The sequence below is a fragment of the Streptomyces sp. NPDC091272 genome, assembly GCF_044757485.1.
GTDB lineage: Bacteria > Actinomycetota > Actinomycetes > Streptomycetales > Streptomycetaceae > Streptomyces.
Window position 1 is genome coordinate 41,032 of the sequence record NZ_JBIVVC010000015.1, and the last position, 21,100, is coordinate 62,131.

Genomic DNA, 21,100 nt, shown 5'->3' on the forward strand with positions numbered 1-21,100 from the left:
CCCGACCGGAACCGTTACGGCGCCCACCGTCGCCGTGCGACGATAGGTCGGATGTCTGGCGGTGGGCCGGGCGGGGAGCTGGAGGTGCCCATGGCCGTCACCGACGAGGCCATCGAACGCATCAAGGCCATGATCGTCTCCGGGGCCCTGCGTCCCGGGGACCGGCTGCCCAAGGAGAGCGAGCTCGCCGCCGAGCTCGGCCTGTCGCGCAACTCCCTGCGCGAGGCGGTACGGGCGCTGTCGCTGATCCGGATCCTGGACGTGCGCCAGGGCGACGGCACCTACGTCACCAGCCTGGAGCCGCGGCTCCTCCTGGAGGCGATGAGCTTCGTGGTGGACCTCCACCGTGACGACACCGCCCTGGAGTTCCTGGCCGTACGCAGGATCCTGGAGCCCGCCGCGACGGCGATGGCCTGCGCGCGCATCGAGGAGGGCGAACTGGAGCTGCTGGAGGAGCGGCTGGCGGCACTGGGCCAGGACCCCTCGGCGCAGGAGCTGGCCGCGGCCGACCTGGAGTTCCACCGTGCGATCGCACGCGGCTCAGGGAACCCGGTGCTGTGCGCGCTGCTCGACGTACTGTCAGGACCGACCACCGGGACGCGGATCTGGAGCGGCGCCGACGGGAGGGACGCGATCGCACGGACGCTGCACGAGCACCGGGCCGTCCTGGAGGCGCTGCGGGCCCGTGACGCGGAGGCGGCGCGGTCGTGGGCGACGGTGCACATCGTGGGCCTGGAGCGGTCGCTCCGGCCGAGGCCGTAGCGCCGGGAACGCACCCGGACGACGGCGAAGATCCGACGTCTGCGATCTGGCCGATTTCGATTGATTCCGTGCCCGGAGGGCACGCTTCCCGCATGCGTAAGGTGGGGGAACTGGACGGGGGGAACGTCGGATGAAGACGGATGAAGGAGGCGCCGGGTGATCGAGCTCGACGGAGTTCCCGAGCTGGTCGACCCGGTCATGGTGGCCGCGTTCGAAGGCTGGAACGACGCTGGTGACGCCGCTTCGGCCGCGGTCGCGCACCTGGACCGGGAGTGGAAGGGCGAGGTGTTCGCGGCCCTCGACGCCGAGGACTACTACGACTTCCAGGTCAACCGGCCCACTGTCTTCCTGGAGAACGGCGTACGGAAGGTCACCTGGCCGACGACCCGGCTCTCGGTGATCCGCACCGGGGGTGAGAAGCCGCGCGACCTGGTGCTGGTGCGGGGTATCGAGCCGTCCATGCGGTGGCGCTCGTTCTGCAACGAGATCCTGGGCTTCGCGCACGAACTCGGTGTGGAGATGGTGGTGATCCTGGGCGCGCTGCTCGGTGACACCCCGCACACCCGGCCGGTTCCGGTCAGCGGGGTGACCTCCGACCCGGACCTGGCGCGGACGATGGACCTGGAGGAGACGCGGTACGAGGGGCCCACGGGCATCGTCGGCATCCTCCAGGAGGCGTGCACGCACGCGGGTGTGCCGGCGGTGAGCCTGTGGGCCGCGGTGCCGCACTACGTGTCGCAGCCGCCGAACCCGAAGGCGACCTTGGCCCTGCTGAACCGTCTTGAGGACCTCATCGGGCTGCGCATTCCGCTCGGCGAGCTGCCGGAGGACGCACGGGCCTGGCAGGTCGGGGTGGACCAGTTGGCCGCGGAGGACAGCGAGGTCGCGGAGTACGTGCAGTCGCTGGAGGAGGCGCGGGACACCGCCGACCTCCCGGAGGCTTCGGGAGAGGCGATCGCCCGCGAGTTCGAGCGGTATCTGCGACGGCGCGACCCGGGCGCGGGTCCCGGGGGCGCGGGCCCCAGCCACGCGACGGACGGCGGGGACGCCTCCGGCGGCAGCGCGTTCCTGCGGGACAGCGCGAGCGGCAGGACCAGGCCGCCGAAGAAGCCTCTGGCCGGTACGGACGAGGGACCCGACGGCGGGGACGAGGCAGGCGGCGAGGGAGGCGCGGCCTCGGGTGACAGCGGGGGCGGCGCGGAGTGAACCACCGGCGGCGTTGACGCCGTGAAGTGCGGGTTGAGGGGCGGTGCCTGGGCAGGCACCGCCCCTCGCCGCGCGCAGGGCAGTGCGGGTGCGTCACGGGGCTGGTGCACGTGCGCGGGTGCATCGCAGTGCACGTGCGGGGGCGTCGTGGCTGGTCGCGCAGTTCCCCGCGCCCCTGAATGCGTGCCCTCGCGTCATGAGGAGGCAAGGTGGGCGAGGGGCGGCCTGCGTGCAGGCCGCCCGCCACGACGGCACGCGCTTACGACCGCCGCCCCGTAGCACCCACCCGTAGCACCTGTGGCACTACCTCAGAGCGCGACGCCCAGCAGCGCGTCCACCGCGCGCGAGATCACGCCCGGTGCGCCTTCCTCAGCGCCGCCCTCGCCGGCCTGCCGCTCGGCCCAGCGGTCGACCGCGGCCAGGGCGGAGGGCGCGTCGAGGTCGTTCGCGAGCGCTTCGCGCATCTCCTCGACCGCCCCGTCCGCCGACGGTCCGTCCGGCCGCGACACCGCCGCGCGCCAGCGCTCCAGCCGGGCCACCGCGTCCGCCAGGACCTGATCGGTCCACTCCCAGTCGGAGCGGTAGTGGTGCGAGAGCAGGGCGAGCCGGATCGCCGCCGGGTCCACCCCGTCGCGGCGCAGCGCCGAGACGAAGACCAGGTTGCCCTTCGACTTCGACATCTTCTCGCCGTCGAGCCCCACCATGCCGGCGTGCACGTACGCCTTCGCGAAGGGGTGCTCGCCGGTCAGCGCCTGTGCGTGCGAAGCGCCCATCTCGTGGTGCGGGAAGGCCAGGTCGGAGCCGCCGCCCTGGACGTCGAAGCCCATGCCGAGGTGTTCCAGGGCGATGGCCACGCACTCGATGTGCCAGCCGGGGCGTCCGGCGCCCAGCGAGGCGCCGTCCCAGCTGGGCTCGCCGTCCCGGGCGGCCATCCACAGCATCGGGTCGAGGGGGTTCTTCTTGCCGGACCGCTCGGGGTCGCCGCCGCGCTCGGCGGAGAGGATCCGCATCGCCTCCGCGTCGAGCCCGGACACCTCACCGAAGTGTGGGTCGGCCTCGACGGAGAAGTAGATGTCGCCCTCCAGCTCGTACGCGGCGCCCGCGTCACGGAGCCGTTCGACGAGCGGCACGATGCCGGGGATGGCTTCGACGGCCCCTACGTACTGCTGCGGGGGCAGCATCCGCAGGGCGGTCATGTCCTCGCGGAAGAGTGCGGTCTCGCGCTCGGCGAGGCCGGTCCAGTCGACGCCGTCGCGGATCGCGCGTTCCAGGAGCGGGTCGTCGACGTCCGTGACGTTCTGGACGTAGTGGACCTGCCTCTTGGTGTCGAGCCACACGCGTTGGACGAGGTCGAACGCGTTGTAGGTCGCCGCGTGCCCCATATGGGTCGCGTCGTACGGCGTGATGCCGCACACGTAGATACGGGCGACGGGACCGGGGTCGAGGGTGATCAACCCGTTGGTCGCGGTGTCGTGGATCTGGAGGTCGCGGCCCTTGCCAGGCAGGGCGGGGACCTCAGAAGCGGGCCAGGCATGCATGCCACGAGCCTAACCGGACGCATGTTCCGGTTACGACCCGGACCGGGATCTTGACCGATTACGCCGTCTTGCGCGGTCGGTGCGGGGGCGGTCCGGGGAGCCCTGCGGACGACCGGTCAGATCGGCGGCCACGGGATCGCGGGCCAGTCCCCGCTCGGCGACGGGTGCACGCCCGTGGTGAGCAGCCCCGTGACCCGGTGGCGCAGCGCCGCCAGTTCCGCGGCCGTGACGAGTTCGGCCAGTCGGGTGGCGAGCGGGGCCTTCTCGCGCAGGTCCTCGTCGAGCCGCCGCAGCACGTCGACGGCCTCGGCGGGCAGCGGCTCCCCCGCCCAGCCCCACAGCAGGGTGCGCAGCTTGTCGTCGACGTGGAAGGTGACGCCGTGGTCGATGCCGTAGAGGCGGCCGTCGTCCGCGGGCAGCAGGTGTCCGCCCTTGCGGTCGCCGTTGTTGATCACGGCGTCGAGTACGGCGAGCCGTCGCAGCCGAGCGTCGTCGGCGTGCACGAGCAGGGCGGTGCGGCCCTCGGCGACCTCCGCGAGGACCACCGGTTTCCAGCCCTCCGCCGGCTCCTCGTCCGCCACGAGGGCGAGCAGGCCGCCGTCCTCGTCGTCCTCGCGGGCTTCGATCCACAGCTGGCACATGCCCTCGCCGTACGGCCCGTCGCGCAGCACGGTCGGCGGGACCAGGCCCCAGCCGGTGGCCTCGGAGATCTCGTACGAGGCGACCTCGCGGCGCGCCAGGTTGCCGTCGGGGAAGTCCCAGAGCGGCTGCTCGCCGGCCACCGGTTTGTACACGCACCGGGCGCTCTCGCCCTCGTACGAGATCTCGCAGTACAGCACCGCGTTGGAGGCCTCGCGGACCTGGCCGAGCACCTTGAGTTCGCCCTTGGCCAGGAGGGTGGGCGCGTCGGACGGCGAGGGCGGTGTCACAGCCCCCGCCGGTATCCGTTCTGGCGCGGGCATACGTGTCCCTCCGGGTCGAGCGGCAGGCTGCACAGCGGGCACGGCGGGCGGCCCGCGTTGACGACGTCAAGGGCGCGCTTGGCGAAGGCCCTGGCCTGGGCCCCGCTGAGCCGCACGCGGAGCATCGGCGGCCCGTTCTCCTCGTCCTGGAGCATCCGCTCCTCGGCCTCGGCGAGGTCCTCGTCGGTGTCGACCTCGAGTTCGACCAGGGCCTGCGCCTCGACGATCATGCGCTGGTCGTCACCGTCCCAGGCGAGGGCCATGGTGCCGACCCGGAACTCCTCCTCGACGGGCGCGTCAAGAGGGGCGGTGTCGTGCACGTCGGAGGGGGCCACGGCGGGGACCGGCGCGTTTCCGCCGGTGCGCCGCACCACCTCGTCGAGCAGTTCGTCGATGCGTTCGGCCAGCGCCTCCACCTGGGTCTTCTCCAGGGAGACGCTGGTGACGCGACCGGCCGCCGATGCCTGGAGGAAGAAGGTACGGCGGCCAGGCAGCCCGACCGTACCGGCCACGAAACGCTCCGGCGGGTCGTAGAGGAACACCTGACGGGACACGTCCTGATCTCCATCGGTTCGGGGGGCTGGGAAGGGCGGATGTCACAAGGCCGCGCGGCTTTCGACGGGGTGGTGTCCGACGGAACCGCTCACGGCGCGACCACCCTACTGTGCACGGCGATCACGGCGCCCCGGCGCCGCCCCCGACTGCCGCGTCGCCGTCGTCCTTGCCGTCCGGGGCGGCGGCCGGGGCGAGCCCCGAGAGGTCGCCGGTGTCGCCGAGCCGGACGAGAAAGGGCCGGAGCCTGGTGTAGCTGATCACGGTCAGGGAACACGGATCGACGTGAATGCGCTGGAAGAGGTCGAGATGCATACCGAGAGCGTCCGCGACGAGGGACTTGATGATGTCGCCGTGGGAGCACATGACGTAACGGGCGTCGCTGCCGTGCTCGGCGTCGATCACCTCGTTCCAGTGGCGCACCGCCTCCACCGCGCGTGTCTGCATGGCGCGCAGCGACTCCCCGCCGGGGAAGGCCGCCGCGGACGCGTGCCGCTGGACGACCTCCATGAGCGGGTGGTCGGAGAGTTCGCCGAGCTTGCGCCCGGACCACTCGCCGTAGTCACACTCGTTGATCCGCTCCTCGGTGTGCAGCGGCAGGCCGGGGCGGGCGTCGAGGAGCGGCTGCAGGGTCTCCCGGCAGCGCTGCAGCGGACTGCTCACGGCCGCCACGAGAGGCAGGTCCGCGAGCCGCTGCGGCAGCGCCGCGGCCTGCGCGGCGCCGCGTTCGTCGAGGGCGACGCCGGGCGTCCTTCCCGCGAGCAGCCCTGCGGTGTTGGCGGTGGAACGTCCGTGCCGTACGAGGATCAGCGTGGCCATGCCTCCCACCCTAGGCCGACGGCCGCACCGGGGTGCGCGGGGCCTGTGGTGAGGGGAGAATGCACGCCGTGATCGTCGACTGCGCCATCTACCGCGAGGGCCGCCGTACCGAGGGCCCTTCCGACTTCTCCGACGCGCTCGCCCAGGCGCGCTCCGCACAGGACCGCTTCCTGTGGATCGGTCTGCACGAGCCGACGGAGCAGGAGTTCGATCTGGTCACCTCCGAGTTCGGGCTGCACCCGCTGGCCGTGGAGGACTCGCTGTCCGCGCACCAGCGGCCGAAGCTGGAGGTGTACGAGGACTCGCTGTTCGCCGTGCTGAAGCCGGTCGTGTACGAGCCGGAGAGCGACACGGTGTCCTCGGGCGAGCTGATGGTCTTCGTCGGCGACTCGTTCGTGGTGACCGTCCGGCACGGCGAGGGTGCGCCGCTGGCCGCCGTACGCAAGCGGCTGGAGTCGGATCCGAAGCTGCTGGCGCACGGCCCGACGTCGGTGCTGTACGCGGTGAGCGACGCGGTGGTCGACCACTACCTGGAGGTGGCCGCGGAGCTGGCGACCGACATGGAGGAGCTGGAGGCGGAGGTCTTCTCGCCGCAGGGCGGCGACACCAAGGGCACCGCGGGCCGGATCTACACCTTCAAGCGGCAGGTGCTGGAGTTCCGCCGGGCGAGCGCGCCGCTGGCGCAGCCGATGCTGCGGCTGTCCAGCCCGGGTCTGCCGTTCGTGCAGGACCACGCACAGCCGTTCTTCCGGGACGTCAGCGATCACCTGACCCGTGCGAACGAGCAGGTGGAGGGCCTGGACCGGCTGCTCTCCGACATCCTGTCCGCGCACCTCGCCCAGATGGGCGTGCGGCAGAACGACGACATGCGGAAGATCTCGGCGTGGGCGGCGATGGCGGCCGTGCCGACGATGGTCGCGGGCATCTACGGCATGAACTTCGAGAACATGCCGGAGCTGACCTGGGGGTGGGCGTACTACGGGGTGCTGGTGTTCATGGTGGTGTGCGAGGTGGGTCTGTACCGGCTGTTCAAGAAGCGCGGCTGGCTCTGACCGGCCGCGGCTCCTGCCCGCGCAGGCGGCTCCCTCCCCGCGGGCCCGTCCCGGGTGGGAGGCCGTTCCGTCCTCAGGCCATTTCCTCGACGGCGGGCCCGTTCAGCGCTCCTCGGTGCTGCGGCATCCTGAGGGTGACCATCTTGCGCCAGCCGCCGAGCCTCTCGTACAGGTACATGGCACGGATGCCCGTGGCGAGCAGGGCGGACTTGTACGCGGGCCAGCCCAGGATCGTTCCCATCCGTGCCATCACGGCGAGGCTGACGTCCCGGTAGACGCCGATCTCCACGCGCACGCACTCGCGCAGGACCCGCTGGATGGTGCGGCCGTGGCCGAGGGCGGCGAGGCGCAGCAGCTCCTCGTGGCAGTAGGCGAGGTGGTTCTCCTCGTCGTGGCAGATCATCCGGATCGGGCGGCCCGCCTCGGGGTGGTCGCCGAAGTAGGTGACCAGCATGTCCATCTGGGCGGCGGCGCGCTGCTCGGTGACCCTGCTGTGCGCGAGGTAGACGACGATGTCCTGCTCGGTGAGGGTTTCGTCGGCGCGCAGTTTGCTGTGGGCCAGGCCGATGCCCGCGCGTTCCAGTAGGAGCGTGTAGTCGAGCGCGAGGGGCACCTCGACCTCTGTGAGGTCGCGTTTGCGCAACAGGGCCCGGAAGAGGCGGCCGTGCTTGTCCTCGTCGGCGCCGTGCCGGGTGATCTTCGGTGCGAGGTCACGCATGGTGTCGGGGACGAGTGCGGCGATCCGCCCGTTCTCCCAGCCGCCCTGTGCCTCGCCGCTGGCGGCGACCGAGCAGAACAGCCGGAACGTCTCGTCGTTGTCGAGGATCTCCTGGAAGATACTCCGCGCAGAGAGCATCACTGCCACCTCCGTACGCCCGTCCGGGCGCCTGTCCGTGCCGCACCCGGCCGCGCTCGGTGCGGCGCGCCCGATGTGTCGAGTGAAGTGCGGCCCGGACCGGGAGGCAACAGGTACGACGGACAGTTCGCCCGCATGGAGGAGCGTGCAATCCCTCATCGGGGCGTAACCCCCCGCCGTCTCAAGCGTTGTTCTGCGTGACGGCCGTGGCGGGGAAGACCCCCGAGCCCCCACCACGGCCGCAGACTTCAACTGCTTTGCCCCTCTTGCCGGTTGCGGGTCCCTTCCCCCGGCCGAGGGTTACGCGAGTCCCGCGCTCTCCAGTGCCTCCGTACCTGCCCGCAGTGCGGCGATCCGCTCGTCGAGCGTGAAGCCGGCGGGAGCCAGGGTCAGCGTGGTGACCCCGGCCGCGGCGTACGCCTGCATCCGCTCGGCGATGCGCCCGACGGGGCCGAGCAGCGTCGTCTGGTCGATCAGCTGGTGCGGGACGGCCGCCGCGGCGCCGTCCTTGTCGCCGGCCAGGTACTTGTCCTGGATCTCGGCGGCCTCCTTCTCGTAGCCCATCCGCCGGGCGAGGCTGTTGTAGAAGTTCTGCTTGCGGCTGCCCATGCCGCCGACGTACAGCGCGGTGTACGGGCGGAACATGTCGGCCAGCGCCGGGACGTCGTCGCCGACGGCGAGCGGCAGCGTCGGGCAGACGTCGAAGCCCTCCATGGTCTTGCCGGCCTTCTCGCGGCCGGCCCGCAGCGGGGCGATCGCCGTCTCCGCGAGGTGTTCGGCGGAGGGGAAGATGAGCAGCGCGCCGTCGGCGATCTCGCCGGTCTGCTCCAGGTTCTTGGGGCCGATGGCGGCGATGTAGAGCGGGATGGTCTCGCGCTCGGGGTGCACGGTGAGCTTGATGGGCTTGCCGGGGCCGTCGGGCAGCGGCAGCGTCCAGTGCTGCCCCTCGTAGGAGAGCCGCTCGCGGGACATGGCCTTGCGGACGATCTCCACGTACTCGCGGGTGCGGGCGAGCGGCTTGTCGAACTTCACGCCGTACCAGCCCTCGGAGACCTGCGGGCCCGAGACGCCGAGGCCCAGCCTGAAACGGCCGCCGGAGAGGGAGTCGAGGGTGGCCGCGGTCATCGCCGTCATCGCGGGCTGGCGGGCCGGGATCTGCATGATCGCGGAGCCGATGTCGATGCGCTCGGTCTGGGCCGCGACCCAGGAGAGCACGGTGGGTGCGTCCGAGCCGTAGGCCTCCGCGGCCCAGCAGACCGAGTAACCGAGCCGGTCCGCTTCCTTGGCGACGGCGAGGTTGTCGCCGTCCATGCCCGCACCCCAGTAGCCGAGGTTGATCCCGAGCCGCATACGTCGCTCCTCTTACTGATCAGTAACGTGCTGGTGCGGCGGAGCCTAGCGCGGGTGGGGGCGATCCGTCAGCGGCGGGTTGTCCACAGGCCTCCTTCGCGCGGACGTACGGCCAGTAATCTCGCGGCCATGGAGCAGAGGCACCTCGGCCGCACGGGCCTGCGCGTATCGAGAATCGGTCTCGGCACCCTCACCTGGGGCCGGGACACGGGCGAACACGACGCCGCCGACCTGTTGAAGACCTTCTGGGAGGCGGGCGGCACGCTCGTCGACACCGCCGACGTGTACGGGGACGGCGACGCGGAGTACGTACTGGGGCAGCTCGTGGAGTCCCTGGTGCCGCGCCGGGAGCTGGTGATCGCCACCAAGGCGGGCAGCGTGCCGGATCCGGACCGGCGTTTCGACTGTTCGCGCGGGCACCTGCTCGCGGCGCTCGACGCCTCGCTGGAACGCCTCGGGACGGACTACGTCGATGTGTGGCAGGTGCACGCCTTCGACCCGGGCACCCCGCTCGACGAGACGCTGCAGGCCCTCGACATCGCGGTGGCCAGCGGGCGGGCCCGCTACGCCGGGGTCTCCAACTTCAGCGGCTGGCAGCTCGCGAAGGCGGCCACCTGGCAGTTGGCCGCGCCCGGCACCCGGACCCGGCTGGCCAGCACGCAGATGGAGTACTCCCTGCTCCAGCGGGGCGTGGAACGCGAGGTGCTGCCCGCCGCACTGGATCTCGGGGTCGGTCTCCTGCCCTCGTCCCCGCTCGGCAGGGGGGTCCTGACGGGCAAGTACCGCCGCTCGACGCCGCCGGACTCGCGCGGCGCCTCCGAACATCTCGCCCCCTTCGTCGCGCCGTACCTCGACGAGGCGGCGGGACGTGTCGTGGACGCGGTCGCGACCGCCGCCGACGGCCTGGCGACGACCACGCTCCAGGTCGCGCTCGCGTGGGTGCGGGACCGGCCGGGAGTGGTGGCGCCGATCGTGGGGGCGCGCAACGCGCAGCAGCTCGCGGCGGCGTTGTCAGTGGAGGCGCTTAGTCTTCCTGACGAGATCTGCCGAGCGCTGGACGACGTGTCCGCGCCCGTGCACCGCTATCCCGACCAGGACTGGAGCACGCTGTGACCGCGCACCCCCGGGGGGAGACCCCCGTCCCCCCGGCCGACCCCGAGACCGCCGTCACGGCGGTGGACGGGACACCGGACGACGACACAGCCGCCGCGCCGCCGCCGCACCGGCAGGGCGCACAGCACGACACCGGGACGGTGGAGACGATGGACACGGACACGGACACGGACACGGCACCAGCCTCCGATGCGGACCCTGCGGACCCCGCGGACCCCGCGGACGACCGGGCCCAGGAGCCGGACGCGGATGCTTCGGACGCAGACGCTCCGGACGCACACACCCCGGACGCGGACGCTCCGGACCCAGACACCCCGGGCACGGACGCTTCGGACACGAACGCCCCGGACACAGAGGCCCCCGACGCGGACGTCTCCGCGGGAGACACCCCGACCGCCCCGCAACTCTCCGAGGCAGAGGCCGAGTTGGCCGCGCAGCGGGAGTTCCGGGCCAAGATCGAGCAGCGCAAGGCGGAGAAGAAGGCCGCCATCTCCGCCGGGGCCAAGCTGAGCGGTACCGCCGCCGATCTGCTTGCTGCCGTACGAGCCGTGGAAGGTGGCGCGAAGCCGTCTGCCGCGTTCGGGGCGGCCCCCGAGCCCGCACCGCCGCGTGCCGAGCCGCCGGCCGCCGCCGAGGCCGGTCCCCGGGCCGTACCGGCACAGGCCGCGCCCGCGCCGGCCACGCCCTCCGCGCAAGCCGTCGCGCCGCAGGCCGTCGCGGACGTGCGGGCCGTACTGGCCGCCGGTGGCGCCCCCGAGGCGCTGGGCCCCGCGGTCGCCAGGACGCTCGGCGAGCGGGCCCCCCAGGCATTGCGCGAGGACCCCTGGCTGCTGCTGTCCGTCCCCGGGGTGCTGCCCGAGCAGGCCGACGGGTTCGCCCGCGCCCTGCTCGGCGCGGAGTGCGGCCCCGCCGACGGGCGGCGGAGCGCTGCGCTCGTCAGCTGGCTGTTGGAGCGGGCCGCCCTCAAGGGGCACACGGCCGTCGCGACGGAGCAGATCTGCGAGGCGCTCGCCGGTCTCGGCGTGCCGGACCCGGCCGAAGCGGTGGCGCACGCGGTCGCCGAAGGTGTCGCGCTGGCCCTCCAGGACGGCGCCGAGCCCGAGGAGGAGGACGAGGGCGAGTACGCGTCGGACGACGACGCGGGCTCCGGGCCGGCCCCTGATCAGGACGAGGCCACCGAGGCGTCCGGGCCCGCGCCCGTACTGCTCGGCCTCGACCGGTACGCGATGGCGGAGGAGAGCCTGGCCGAGGGACTCGCCCGGCTGGTCAACTCCCCCGTGGCCGACGTCGGGGAGTGGGAGCGGCTGCCGGGCTCCGCCGGGGACCTGGTGCGCGCGGTGTCGGGTCACGGCCTGGTGGCCCACACGGGCGGCGAGGCCTCCCGTGCCGAACCGGCCGCGCTGCTGACCGCCGCCCACCGGCTCGGCCTGCGGGCGTACGCGGCCACGCACAGTGCGGACGGCCGGGACCGGCTGGCCGCGGATCTGCACGCCCGCGCCGCACAGGACGCCACCGACGACGACGCCCGCGCGGTCACCCTCTCCGGTCTGCTGGCCGGTACCGAGGGGCCGGGCCGGGACGCTGAGGGCGCCCTGGCCCTGGACCTGCTCGTGGTGCTCGACGCGCCCCAGGTGGACGTGGAGACCGGTGCGGTGCTCGTCGAGGCGCTGCCCGACGGGGCCAGGCTGGTCCTCAGCGGCGACCCCGGGGTGCTGCCCTCCGCGGGTGCGGGGCAGGTCTTCGTGGACGTGCTGAGCGCCCGTGCCTGCCCGCAGGTCGCCTCCCGCACCCCCGATCCCGGCCCGATCGGCGAGCTGGTGTCCGGTGTCGGCATCGGCGAGCTGAACCAGGTCGCGGCGCCCGGCAAGGAAGTGGTGATCGTGCCGGTGCGCGACGCGGGCGAGGCCGTGCACCGTACGGTCCAGCTGGTCGCGGACTCGGTGCCGCGCGCGTTCGGGATCGACGCCGGGCAGACCCAGGTGATCACCCCGGGCCACGGCGGCTCGGCGGGCACCCGGGCGCTGAACGCGGCACTCAAGCAACGCCTCAACCCCGGCCCCGGCCGCTTCGGCGGTTTCGACCCCGGCGACCGGATCGGCTACGCCCCGGTGCCGGGCCGGACCGTGCCGGGCACGGTGCGCGGCGCCGACGCGGACGGTCTGCACCTGGACTGCTCCGGCACGCCCGTCGTCGTACCGAAGGAACAGGTCGAGGCGTCGGTGCGGCACGCGTGGGCGCTGACCGCGCACCAGGCCGCCGGGATGCGCTGGCCCGCGGTGGTCGTGGTGCTGCCCGGTGACGCGGCGCAGGCCTTGAGCCGCCCGTGGGTGTACACCGCTTTCGGCCGCGGCGAACGGCATCTGTCCGTGGTGCACGGCGTGGACCAGGCACTGCCGCGCGCGGTGGCCGAGGTGGTGGCCCGGCCGCGCACGACCAGGCTGGCGGAGCTGCTGCGCCCGGCGCCTGCCGAGGACATGGCGTAACGCAGCACGCGGGCGCATCGGGAGGGCGCGGGCGACGGCGGCCCCGGGAGGGGTGCGGGCGACGGCCGCCCGCACCCCTCCCGGCGTGCCACGCCACGCGACCCGCGGCGCGGCGCGCTCCGGGCCCGTGCCGTGGCGCGCTCCGGTCCTTTGCCGCGACGCGCTCCGTGCCGTCGCGTTGTCAGACCTCTTCGAGGTCGTCCATCTCGTCGTCGTCGAAGACCGAGCTGACGTCGAAGCGGCACACCACGGTCTGCTGGTCGGCGTTCTCGAAGGGGGAGTTGAGCCACTCCCCCGGCTCCGGCAGTTCCTCCACCGCGGCGACCCAGAGGGTGGAGTCGCCCTCCTCCAGGCCGAACTCCTTGTGCCGGGAGGCCACCTCGTCCGGTTCGTACTCGCCGAAGAGCATGCCCAGCGCGGCCTGCACGCTGCTGCCGACGACTCCGGCGGCGACGGGCAGCCCGTGCGGCCCGGCGTCCGGGTCCAGGTCGGCGAGCCGCTGGGCCTGGGCGAGGAGCCGCTGCGGCTGGGCGACGGAGTAGTCGCGGCGGATCAGCACACTGAGTGCGTCGACGGGCCCCTGGTGTGCGGGTACGGCGTCCTCGGGGCTGGGGATCTCGAAGGGGGTGACCTCGTCGTACCGCTCGTAGAGCAGCTCGTCGTAGTCCTCCGCGGCCGCCGCCAGTTCGTTGAAGGCGTCGTAAACGGCGGGGTCGTCGTCTCCGGAGCGGCGCTCGACCGCTTCGAGGTGGCGGTCCAGCGCGGCCTTCACCGCCTCGGCGGCGGCGCGTACCTCGGCAGCGGTGGTGGGCTGAGCGGCATCAGACATAGTGCAGACGCTATCCGTAGACGACCTCTGCCCGCACAATAGATGCGATGCCGGAATACGAATTTGTCGACGTGTACGTCCCGCGCGGAGTCTCGCGCAAGGACGCGACCCGTCTGCTGACCGACCACGCCGAGTACGGACACTGGGAGCTGGACCGACTGAGTCTGCACCGCGACGGGAGCCGCCGGGTGCGGCTGCGCAGGCGGATCATCCGCCAGGTGCGCGCCACGTGGTGAGGGCGCCGGAGCGCGCGTGAACCCGTCGGCACCACACGCGGAGCGGGCCCCGCACGTACGGGACCCGCTTCGCGTACAGCTGTGTCCGGAACGGGTGTGAGGCCGCCGGGTACCGGTCGTTACGCCGCCGAGCGCGCCCGGCGGTAGAGCACGGCGCCCGTGAGGAGCAGGCCGGCGCCGGCGGGGATCACCGTGCCGAGCGAACCGGAGGCACCGGTCTGCGCCAGCGTCTCGGTGGCCTTGGGCTGGGCGACGGTCTGGGCCAGCGGGACGTTCGGGATCGCCCGGGTGGGCGGGGCCGCCGGGGTGTGCGGAACGGCGGGCGTGTGGGGCTTGCCCGGGGTGGGCGGCTCCTGCGGCTCGCCGGGGGTGTGCGGCTCGCCGGGGTTGCCCGGCTGGTGCGGCTTGCGCGGGGGCTGCGGCTCGTTGTCGCAGTCGTTGCCGAAGACCGGGTTGAGCAGGCCGACGACGCTGACGCTGTTGCCGCACGCGTTCACCGGGATGTCCACCGGCACCTTGATGTTGTTGCCCGAGCCGACACCGGGCGAGTTGCCGGTGTCGCCGTGGGCGGACGCGCCGCCACCGGTGTGGGTGTGTGTGCCCGTGCCCGGCGCCGCGGAGCCGGGGTGGCCGGGCCGGCCGGACCGGTCCGGGTGGCTCTTCTTGGCCGGTTCCGACTTGTTGACACAGGCGTTGCCGAACGCCGGGTTGAGAACCCCGACGACGCTGACGCTGTTGCCGCACGCGTTGACCGGGACGTGCACCGGGACCTGCACCGAGTTGCCGGACAGGACGCCCGGAGAGTTCGACGCGTTCCCGTCGGCACCCGAGTCGGCGTGCGCAGCGCCGCCGCTCAGAGCGAGCACGCCACCGGCGGCCGCGATGGTGATCAGACCTTTTGTGGTGACCTGACGCATTGGATCTTCCCTTGCCTCTGCCTTCCGGAATGCCCGCGGGCATCGTTGCCCACGAACAGAAATCCCGAGCGGCCCCGGAGTGCATGGCGCGCACTCCGGGGCCGCCCGGGAATCAGACCCTCAGGGGGTCGTGTCACAACGTCAGTGGTTGACGCAGTGGTTGCCGAAGGCGGGGTTCAGGAGACCGATCACGGAGACGGTGTTGCCACACACGTTCACCGGGATGTGGATCGGGGCCTGCACGACGTTGCCCGAGAGGACACCAGGGGAGTTGAGCGCAGCACCCTGGGCACCCGAGTCGGCAACGGCCATGCCCGCACCGGCGAGAACGAGGCCACCCGTAGCAGCCGCAGCAGCGACGACCTTCTTGATCATTTTGTTCCTCCTAGTTGAAAGGTGCGATCCCAGCCGCGGACCGCAACACCTGTAACGAAGAGAAACCGGTGGGGCTACGACCCCGTCACCCCATTCACTCTTTTCATTCACATAGCACGTGAGAACGAATACTTTCGGCGGTGCGTTTGCCCGGCCGGCATCGAGGCTCAGCAGCCGTCGATGAACCGGTCCAGCACCCGGGCGCCGAACTTGAGCCCGTCGACCGGCACCCGCTCGTCCACCCCGTGGAACATGCCCGCGAAGTCCAGCTCCGGGGGCAGCTTCAGGGGCGCGAAGCCGAAGCAGCGGATACCCAGGTCGTCGAAGTGCTTGGCGTCGGTACCTCCGGAGAGCATGTACGGAATGGCGCGGGCGATCGGGTCCTCGGCGCGCAGGGCGCTCTGCATGGCGTCCACGAGGTGACCGTCGAAGTCGGTCTCCAGCGCCTTGTCGCGGTGCGAACGGCTCTCGTCGATCCTGACCTTGGGGCCGAGGATGCGGGCCAGGTCGGCGTGGAACTCCTCCTCGTAGCCGGGCAGGAAGCGTCCGTCGACGTTCGCGCTCGCCTGGCCGGGGATGACGTTCACCTTGTAGCCGGCGTCGAGCATGGTGGGGGCCGCCGAGTTGCGCAGGGTGGCGCCCACCATCTTGGCGATGCCGCCGAGCTTGGCGAGGGTCTCGTCCATGTTCTCCGGGTCGAGCTCGGTGCCGAGCGCGTCGGAGAGCTCGTCGAGGAAGGACCGTACGGTCTTGGTGACCCGCACCGGCCACTCGTAGCGGCCGAGCCGCCCCACCGCCTCGCAGAGCTCGGTGATGGCGTTGTCCTTGTTGGTCATCGAGCCGTGGCCCGCGGTGCCGTCCACCGTGAGCCGCATCCAGTTCATGCCCTTCTGGGCGGTCTCCACCAGGTAGAGGCGCAGGTTCTCGTTCACCGTGAAGGAGAAGCCGCCGACCTCGCCGATGGCCTCCGTCACGCCCTCGAAGAGGTCGGGGTGGTTGTCGACCAGGTGCCGCGCGCCGTACGTACCGCCCGCCTCCTCGTCGGCGAGGAAGGCCAGCACGATGTCGCGCGGGGGCTTGCGGCCGCTACGCAGCCGGTCGCGCACGACCGCGAGGGTCATTGCGTCCATGTCCTTCATGTCGACCGCGCCGCGGCCCCACACACAGTCGTCGGCGATCTCGCCGGAGAACGGGTCGTGCCGCCAGTCCTCGGCGTTGGCCGGCACCACGTCGGTGTGGCCGTGGATCAGGAGCGCGGGCCGAGACGGGTCCTCGCCCTCGATGCGGGCCACGGTGGAGGCCCGGCCCGGGTGGGATTCGAAGATCCTGGGTTTGAGACCGACCTCGGCGAGCTTCTCCGCGACGTACTCGGCGGCCTCGCGCTCCCCCGGCCCGGAGTGGTCGCCGTAGTTGCTGGTGTCGATGCGGATGAGGTCCCGGCAGAGGTCGACGACCTCGTCCTCGCCGCTCACTGCCCGGGTCGTGTTCGACTCGCTCACGCTGCTTCCTCCCACTGCGTTGCTGGTGGTCCCCCTCATCCTCCCGCTCCCCGCCCCGCCGCCCAAGGGGGGCCCACCCGCGCAACGCGCCGTTCACGCAGGTGGGAGGGGACGAAAGGGGTGGTGATCGAGCACTCGAAACCCCTGGTATTGTTTTCCACGTCGGAACGGGACAGCACAGCACGGTCCCGCACACGGCAGACACCTTGTCCGGGTGGCGGAATGGCAGACGCGCTAGCTTGAGGTGCTAGTGCCCTTTATCGGGCGTGGGGGTTCAAGTCCCCCCTCGGACACCAAGAAGAAGGCCCCAGTCGATCTGGGGCCTTTTTTCGTGTGCGTCCGCGCGCACAGGTTCCTGGGGGCGCGGAAGGACGTGGCGCAGGGGCCGGTCCGGTGGCGGGCCGGCCCCTGCTCGCGTCAGTGGCCGCGGGCGATCCACTCGGCCAGGTGCGGGGTTTCCGCGCCGATGCTGGTGGGGTCGCCGTGGCCGGTGCGTACGGACGTCCCGGCGGGCAGCGTCAGCAGCCGGTCGCGGATCGAGGAGACGATCGTCGGGAAGTGCGAGAAGGACCGGCCGGTCGCTCCGGGGCCGCCCTGGAAGAGGGTGTCGCCGGTGAAGACCGTGGCGAGGGACTCCGCGTAGAGGCAGACCGCCCCCGGCGCGTGGCCCGGGGTGTGCAGGACCTTCAGCACCGTACCGGCGACGGCGATCTCCTGGCCGTCGGTCAGGGTGCCGTCCGGGGCGCGGTCGGGGTGGGTCTGCTTCCAGAGGGGCAGGTCGTCCTCGTGCAGCAGGATCGGCGCGCCCGTGGCGTCGGCGAGGGCCGGGGCGGCGTCGATGTGGTCGTTGTGCGCGTGGGTGCAGATGATGGCGCGCAGGGTCCGGTCGCCGAGGGCGGCGCGGATGGCGTCCGCGTCGTGGGCGGCGTCGATGACCACCGCCTCGGTGTCGTCGCCGACGATCCACACGTTGTTGTCGACGTCCCAGACACCGCCGTCCAGGGCGAACGTGCCGGAGGTGGTCAGGTGGTCGACGCGGGTGGGGCTGCTCATCAGAACTCCACCACCGAGCGCAGTACGTCGCCCTCGTGCATGCGCGCGAAGGCCTTCTCGACGTCGCCGAGGCCGATGGTCTCGGTGACGAAGGCGGCGAGGTCGATGCGGCCCTGCTGGTGCAGGTCGATCAGCATCGGGAAGTCCCGGGAGGGCAGGCAGTCGCCGTACCAGGAGGACTTGAGTGCGCCGCCGCGGCCGAAGACGTCCAGGAGCGGGAGTTCGAGGGTCATCTCGGGGGTGGGGACGCCGACGAGGACGACGGTGCCCGCGAGGTCGCGGGCGTAGAACGCCTGCTTGTACGTCTCGGGGCGGCCGACGGCCTCGATGACCACGTCGGCGCCGTTGCCGCCGGTGAGCTCGCGGACGGCTTCGACCGGGTCGGCGGAGGCGGAGTTCACCGTGTGGGTGGCGCCCATGGACTTGGCGGTGGCGAGCTTGCGGTCGTCGATGTCGACGGCGATGATCTTCGCCGCGCCGGCGAGGCGGGCGCCGACGATCGCGGCGTCGCCCACTCCCCCGCAGCCGATGACGGCGACCGAGTCGCCGCGGCCGACCTGGCCGGTGTTGATGGCGGCGCCGATGCCCGCCATGACGCCGCAGCCCAGGAGGCCGGCGACGGCCGGGGAGACCGACGGGTCGACCTTGGTGCACTGCCCGGCCGCGACGAGGGTCTTCTCGGCGAAGGCGCCGATGCCCAGGGCCGGGGAGAGCTCGGTGCCGTCGAGCAGGGTCATCTTCTGCTTGGCGTTGTGGGTGTCGAAGCAGTACTGCGGGCGGCCGCGCAGACAGGCCCGGCACTGGCCGCAGACCGCGCGCCAGTTCAGTACGACGAAGTCGCCTGGGGCGACGTCCGTGACGTCGTCGCCCACGGATTCGACGATGCCCGCCGCCTCGTGGCCGAGGAGGAAGGGGAAGTCGTCGTTGATGCCGCCCTGCTTGTAGTGGAGGTCCGTGTGGCAGACGCCACAGGCCTGGACCTTCACCACGGCCTCGCCGGGACCGGGGTCCGGGACCACGATCGTCTCGACGCGCACGGGCTCGTCCCTGCCCGGGGCGATCACTCCGCGTACCTGCTGTGCCATCTGGCGCTCTCCCTGACCTGGACGGGTGTGTGACCTCGTAATACGTCCGACGATACAAGCGTCGGCCGCCTCCCAGCAGGGAGACGGCCGACGCGTGCACGGGGTGGCGGGGGTCAGGGCCTGTCGGCCTGCTCCGCCCGCTCGGCCGCCAGGGTGTCCACCCGGCCGCGGACGACGAACCAGCCGCCGACGAGCGCCGCCGCGATGAACGGCAGGCAGTAGACGGTGGTCCGGCCGACGCCTTCGCCGTACCACATCAGGAACACGACGACCGCGAGGAAGGCGAGCGTCACGATCTGGGTGTACGGGGCCCAGGGCAGCTTGTACGAGGGCCGCTCCAGCAGGCCTTGCTTCGAGCGGCGGTAGAACAGCAGCGAGCAGATCATGATCATCGCCCAGGTGCCGAGGATGCCGATCGAGGCGAAGTTGAGGACGATCTCGAAGGCGTCGTCGGGGACGACGAAGTTCAGCGCGACGCCGAGGACACCGAAGCCGGCGGTGAGCAGGATGCCGCCGTAGGGGACCTGGCCCTTGTTCATCCGGCCGGTGAACTTCGGGGCGGAGCCGGCCAGGGACATCGAGCGCAGGATGCGGCCGGTGGAGTAGAGGCCCGAGTTGAGGCTGGAGAGGGCGGCGGTGAGCACCACGAGGTTCATGATGCCCGCGGCACCGGGGACGCCGATCTTGTCCATCACGGTGACGAACGGGCTCTGGCCGTCGCTGTAGGCCGTGTAGGGCAGCAGCAGCGCGAGCAGGACGACCGAGCCGACGTAGAAGATGCCGACCCGCCACATGATCGAGTTGATCGCCTTCGGCAGGATCTTCTCGGGGTTCTCGGTCTCGCCCGCGGCGACGCCGCACAGTTCCACCGAGGCGTACGCGAAGACGACGCCCTGGACGACGAGCAGCATCGGCAGCATGCCCATCGGGAAGAGGCCGCCGCCGTCGGAGATCGTGGAGAAGCCCGGGGTGTGGCCGTCGACCGGGGTGCCGGTGACCACCAGGTAGATGCCGATCAGCATGAAGGCGACCAGCGCCGCCACCTTGATGATCGCGAACCAGAACTCCATCTCGCCGAAGTACTTCACCGAGATGAGGTTGGCGGTGAGGACCACGGCGAGGGCTATGAGCGCCAGGATCCACTGCGGAACGTCGCTGAACATGGCCCAGAAGTGGGCGTAGGTCGCGGCCGCGGTGATGTCGGCGACGGCGGTGGTCGACCAGTTCAGGAAGTACAGCCAGCCCGCCGCGAAGGCGCCCTTCTCCCCCATGAACTCACGGGCGTAACTGACGAACGCGCCGGAGGAGGGCCGGTAGAGGACCAGCTCGCCGAGTGCCCGTACGACGAAGAACGCGAAGACGCCGCAGACGGCGTAGGCGATCGCCAGGGAGGGTCCCGCGCCGGCCAGCCGGCCGCCCGCGCCCAGGAACAGGCCGGTGCCGATGGCGCCGCCGATGGCGATCATGTTGATGTGGCGGGACTTGAGGTCCTTGCTGTAACCCTCGTCACCCGGGTCGACGTGAGGGGACGTCGAAGGGGTGGACGGCGGGGCGGTGTCGACGGCCGCAGTGCGGGTGCGGTCACTCATGTATCGCTTCGCCTTCGTGTGGGGGATGTGCGGTTCCGGGCCCCACGATCGAGTTGAGGGCGGTCTCGACGAGTTCGAGGTGGGCGGCCATGGCCTGCACGGCTGCCCCCTCGGACCCCTCGACGATCGCTTCGACCAGGGCCCGGTGCTCGGTGTCCGACTGGCGTCGCCGGTCCCCGAGTTGGTTCAGGAAGCTGGACTGCCGCGCGAGGGCGTCCCGTATCTCTTCGATGATCTTCAGGAAGACGGGGTTGCCCGAAGCCCTGGCGACGGTGAGGTGGAACAGGGTGTCCAGCGCCACCCAGCCGGCGGGGTCGCTCTCGCGTTCCATGCTCTCGATCAGCGTGCGCAGCTGACCGATGTCGTCCCGGGTGCGCCGTACGGCAGCGTACCCCGCCACGGGGATCTCCACGTGCCGACGTACTTCCAGCAGGTCACGGGCCGTGTAGGAGCCGAATACCGGGTTCCGGTTCGGCCCGCGGGATTCGACGTACGTACCCTTGCCGGCGCGGGACACGGTCATGCCCAGGGCCTGGAGCGTGCGCAGGGCCTCGCGGACCACGGATCGGCTGACGGCGAAGTGCCGTCCCAGCTGTGCCTCGGTGGGCAGCTTGTCGCCCACGGCCAGTTCGCCGGTCTCGATGGCTGCACGGAGGTGTGTGAGCACGACGTCGGTCGCGCTCACACGTCTCGGTACGGAGTCGGCGCCGGCCTCGGGGCCGGGCACGTCCGCGCCGGTCGCGCGGTCCTCACGGGCACCGCCGCCGGCTGCACCGCCGGGGGTTGTCCGGCTGTCTGACAAGGCCATGCGGAGAATGCTCGGG

Annotated in this window: 20 protein-coding genes and 1 tRNA gene; 7 read left to right on the plus strand and 14 right to left on the minus strand. The window is 71.9% G+C overall.

The window, feature by feature from the left end:
* Positions 1 to 90 precede the first annotated feature (90 nt).
* Entirely contained in the window at positions 91 to 762 is a 672-nt protein-coding gene (locus ACIQM4_RS30860) for a FadR/GntR family transcriptional regulator (protein ID WP_401598513.1), read from the plus strand.
* A 156-nt stretch (positions 763 to 918) separates the two neighbouring features.
* Positions 919 to 1,968: a PAC2 family protein gene (locus ACIQM4_RS30865; RefSeq protein ID WP_401598339.1), complete on the plus strand. Its 1,050-nt coding sequence runs from the start codon at positions 919 to 921 to the stop codon at positions 1,966 to 1,968.
* Between the two features lie 308 nt (positions 1,969 to 2,276).
* Here the strand turns inward: ACIQM4_RS30865 and mshC are convergent, their stop codons facing one another.
* The 4 genes from mshC to ACIQM4_RS30885 form a co-directional block, all read right to left on the minus strand.
* Entirely contained in the window at positions 2,277 to 3,506 is a 1,230-nt protein-coding gene (gene mshC / locus ACIQM4_RS30870; protein WP_401598341.1) for a cysteine--1-D-myo-inosityl 2-amino-2-deoxy-alpha-D-glucopyranoside ligase, read from the minus strand.
* Positions 3,507 to 3,622: 116 nt separating this feature from the next.
* The gene (locus ACIQM4_RS30875; RefSeq protein ID WP_401598343.1) at positions 3,623 to 4,468 is read right to left on the minus strand and encodes an SCO1664 family protein; all 846 of its coding nucleotides are present in this window, start codon (positions 4,466 to 4,468) and stop codon (positions 3,623 to 3,625) included.
* Positions 4,432 to 5,022, minus strand: coding sequence for a DUF3090 domain-containing protein (locus ACIQM4_RS30880; RefSeq protein ID WP_401598345.1), 591 nt, complete (start codon positions 5,020 to 5,022; stop codon positions 4,432 to 4,434). The genes ACIQM4_RS30875 and ACIQM4_RS30880 overlap by 37 nt, the downstream gene beginning before the upstream one ends.
* 121 nt (positions 5,023 to 5,143) lie before the next feature.
* Positions 5,144 to 5,839 carry a histidine phosphatase family protein gene (locus ACIQM4_RS30885; RefSeq protein WP_401598347.1) on the minus strand — a complete coding sequence of 232 codons (696 nt, stop codon included), beginning with the start codon at positions 5,837 to 5,839 and terminating at the stop codon, positions 5,144 to 5,146.
* Between the two features lie 59 nt (positions 5,840 to 5,898).
* Between ACIQM4_RS30885 and corA the strand changes: the two genes are divergently transcribed.
* Positions 5,899 to 6,891, plus strand: coding sequence for a magnesium/cobalt transporter CorA (gene corA, locus ACIQM4_RS30890; RefSeq protein WP_401598349.1), 993 nt, complete (start codon positions 5,899 to 5,901; stop codon positions 6,889 to 6,891).
* 73 nt (positions 6,892 to 6,964) lie between these two features.
* Here corA and ACIQM4_RS30895 read toward each other — a convergent pair whose 3' ends face one another.
* Both ACIQM4_RS30895 and ACIQM4_RS30900 read right to left on the minus strand, forming a co-directional pair.
* Positions 6,965 to 7,747: a ferritin-like domain-containing protein gene (locus ACIQM4_RS30895; protein WP_401598351.1), complete on the minus strand. Its 783-nt coding sequence runs from the start codon at positions 7,745 to 7,747 to the stop codon at positions 6,965 to 6,967.
* Between the two features lie 300 nt (positions 7,748 to 8,047).
* The gene (locus ACIQM4_RS30900) at positions 8,048 to 9,097 is read right to left on the minus strand and encodes an LLM class F420-dependent oxidoreductase (protein ID WP_401598353.1); all 1,050 of its coding nucleotides are present in this window, start codon (positions 9,095 to 9,097) and stop codon (positions 8,048 to 8,050) included.
* 129 nt (positions 9,098 to 9,226) lie between these two features.
* On the opposite strand from ACIQM4_RS30900, the gene ACIQM4_RS30905 reads away from it, so the two are divergent.
* On the plus strand, positions 9,227 to 10,210 hold the full coding sequence (locus ACIQM4_RS30905; RefSeq protein ID WP_401598355.1) for an aldo/keto reductase: 984 nt from the start codon (positions 9,227 to 9,229) through the stop codon (positions 10,208 to 10,210).
* Complete coding sequence (locus ACIQM4_RS30910; RefSeq protein ID WP_401598357.1) at positions 10,207 to 12,693, plus strand: helix-hairpin-helix domain-containing protein; 2,487 nt, start codon at positions 10,207 to 10,209, stop codon at positions 12,691 to 12,693. Before ACIQM4_RS30905 ends, ACIQM4_RS30910 begins: the two co-directional genes overlap by 4 nt.
* 181 nt (positions 12,694 to 12,874) lie before the next feature.
* On the opposite strand, the gene ACIQM4_RS30915 is transcribed toward ACIQM4_RS30910, so the two are convergent.
* A complete protein-coding gene (locus ACIQM4_RS30915; protein WP_401598358.1) occupies positions 12,875 to 13,522 on the minus strand; it encodes a hypothetical protein in 648 nt (215 codons plus the stop codon).
* A 47-nt stretch (positions 13,523 to 13,569) separates the two neighbouring features.
* On the opposite strand from ACIQM4_RS30915, the gene ACIQM4_RS30920 reads away from it, so the two are divergent.
* A complete protein-coding gene (locus ACIQM4_RS30920; protein WP_030907692.1) occupies positions 13,570 to 13,758 on the plus strand; it encodes a DUF5703 family protein in 189 nt (62 codons plus the stop codon).
* Between the two features lie 119 nt (positions 13,759 to 13,877).
* On the opposite strand, the gene ACIQM4_RS30925 is transcribed toward ACIQM4_RS30920, so the two are convergent.
* From ACIQM4_RS30925 to ACIQM4_RS30935, 3 genes are all read right to left on the minus strand, one after another.
* Positions 13,878 to 14,675, minus strand: a complete 798-nt coding sequence (locus tag ACIQM4_RS30925) for a chaplin family protein (protein ID WP_401598360.1) — start codon at positions 14,673 to 14,675, stop codon at positions 13,878 to 13,880.
* A 141-nt stretch (positions 14,676 to 14,816) separates the two neighbouring features.
* Positions 14,817 to 15,050, minus strand: a complete 234-nt coding sequence (gene chpH / locus ACIQM4_RS30930; RefSeq protein WP_401598362.1) for a chaplin ChpH — start codon at positions 15,048 to 15,050, stop codon at positions 14,817 to 14,819.
* Positions 15,051 to 15,217: 167 nt separating this feature from the next.
* Entirely contained in the window at positions 15,218 to 16,549 is a 1,332-nt protein-coding gene (locus tag ACIQM4_RS30935) for a M20/M25/M40 family metallo-hydrolase (protein WP_401598364.1), read from the minus strand.
* A 208-nt stretch (positions 16,550 to 16,757) separates the two neighbouring features.
* On the opposite strand from ACIQM4_RS30935, the gene ACIQM4_RS30940 reads away from it, so the two are divergent.
* Positions 16,758 to 16,845 (plus strand) — tRNA-Leu (locus ACIQM4_RS30940).
* A 121-nt stretch (positions 16,846 to 16,966) separates the two neighbouring features.
* Here ACIQM4_RS30940 and ACIQM4_RS30945 read toward each other — a convergent pair.
* The 4 genes from ACIQM4_RS30945 to ACIQM4_RS30960 all read right to left on the minus strand — a co-directional run bounded on the left by ACIQM4_RS30945 (position 16,967) and on the right by ACIQM4_RS30960 (position 21,084).
* On the minus strand, positions 16,967 to 17,602 hold the full coding sequence (locus ACIQM4_RS30945; RefSeq protein ID WP_401598365.1) for an MBL fold metallo-hydrolase: 636 nt from the start codon (positions 17,600 to 17,602) through the stop codon (positions 16,967 to 16,969).
* Positions 17,602 to 18,687, minus strand: a complete 1,086-nt coding sequence (locus tag ACIQM4_RS30950; RefSeq protein ID WP_401598367.1) for an S-(hydroxymethyl)mycothiol dehydrogenase — start codon at positions 18,685 to 18,687, stop codon at positions 17,602 to 17,604. Before ACIQM4_RS30950 ends, ACIQM4_RS30945 begins: the two co-directional genes overlap by 1 nt.
* Before the next feature lie 113 nt (positions 18,688 to 18,800).
* The gene (locus ACIQM4_RS30955) at positions 18,801 to 20,276 is read right to left on the minus strand and encodes an amino acid permease (RefSeq protein ID WP_401598369.1); all 1,476 of its coding nucleotides are present in this window, start codon (positions 20,274 to 20,276) and stop codon (positions 18,801 to 18,803) included.
* Positions 20,269 to 21,084 (minus strand): FadR/GntR family transcriptional regulator, encoded by an 816-nt coding sequence (locus ACIQM4_RS30960; RefSeq protein ID WP_401598371.1) that lies wholly within the window; start codon positions 21,082 to 21,084, stop codon positions 20,269 to 20,271. Before ACIQM4_RS30960 ends, ACIQM4_RS30955 begins: the two co-directional genes overlap by 8 nt.
* Positions 21,085 to 21,100 lie beyond the last annotated feature (16 nt).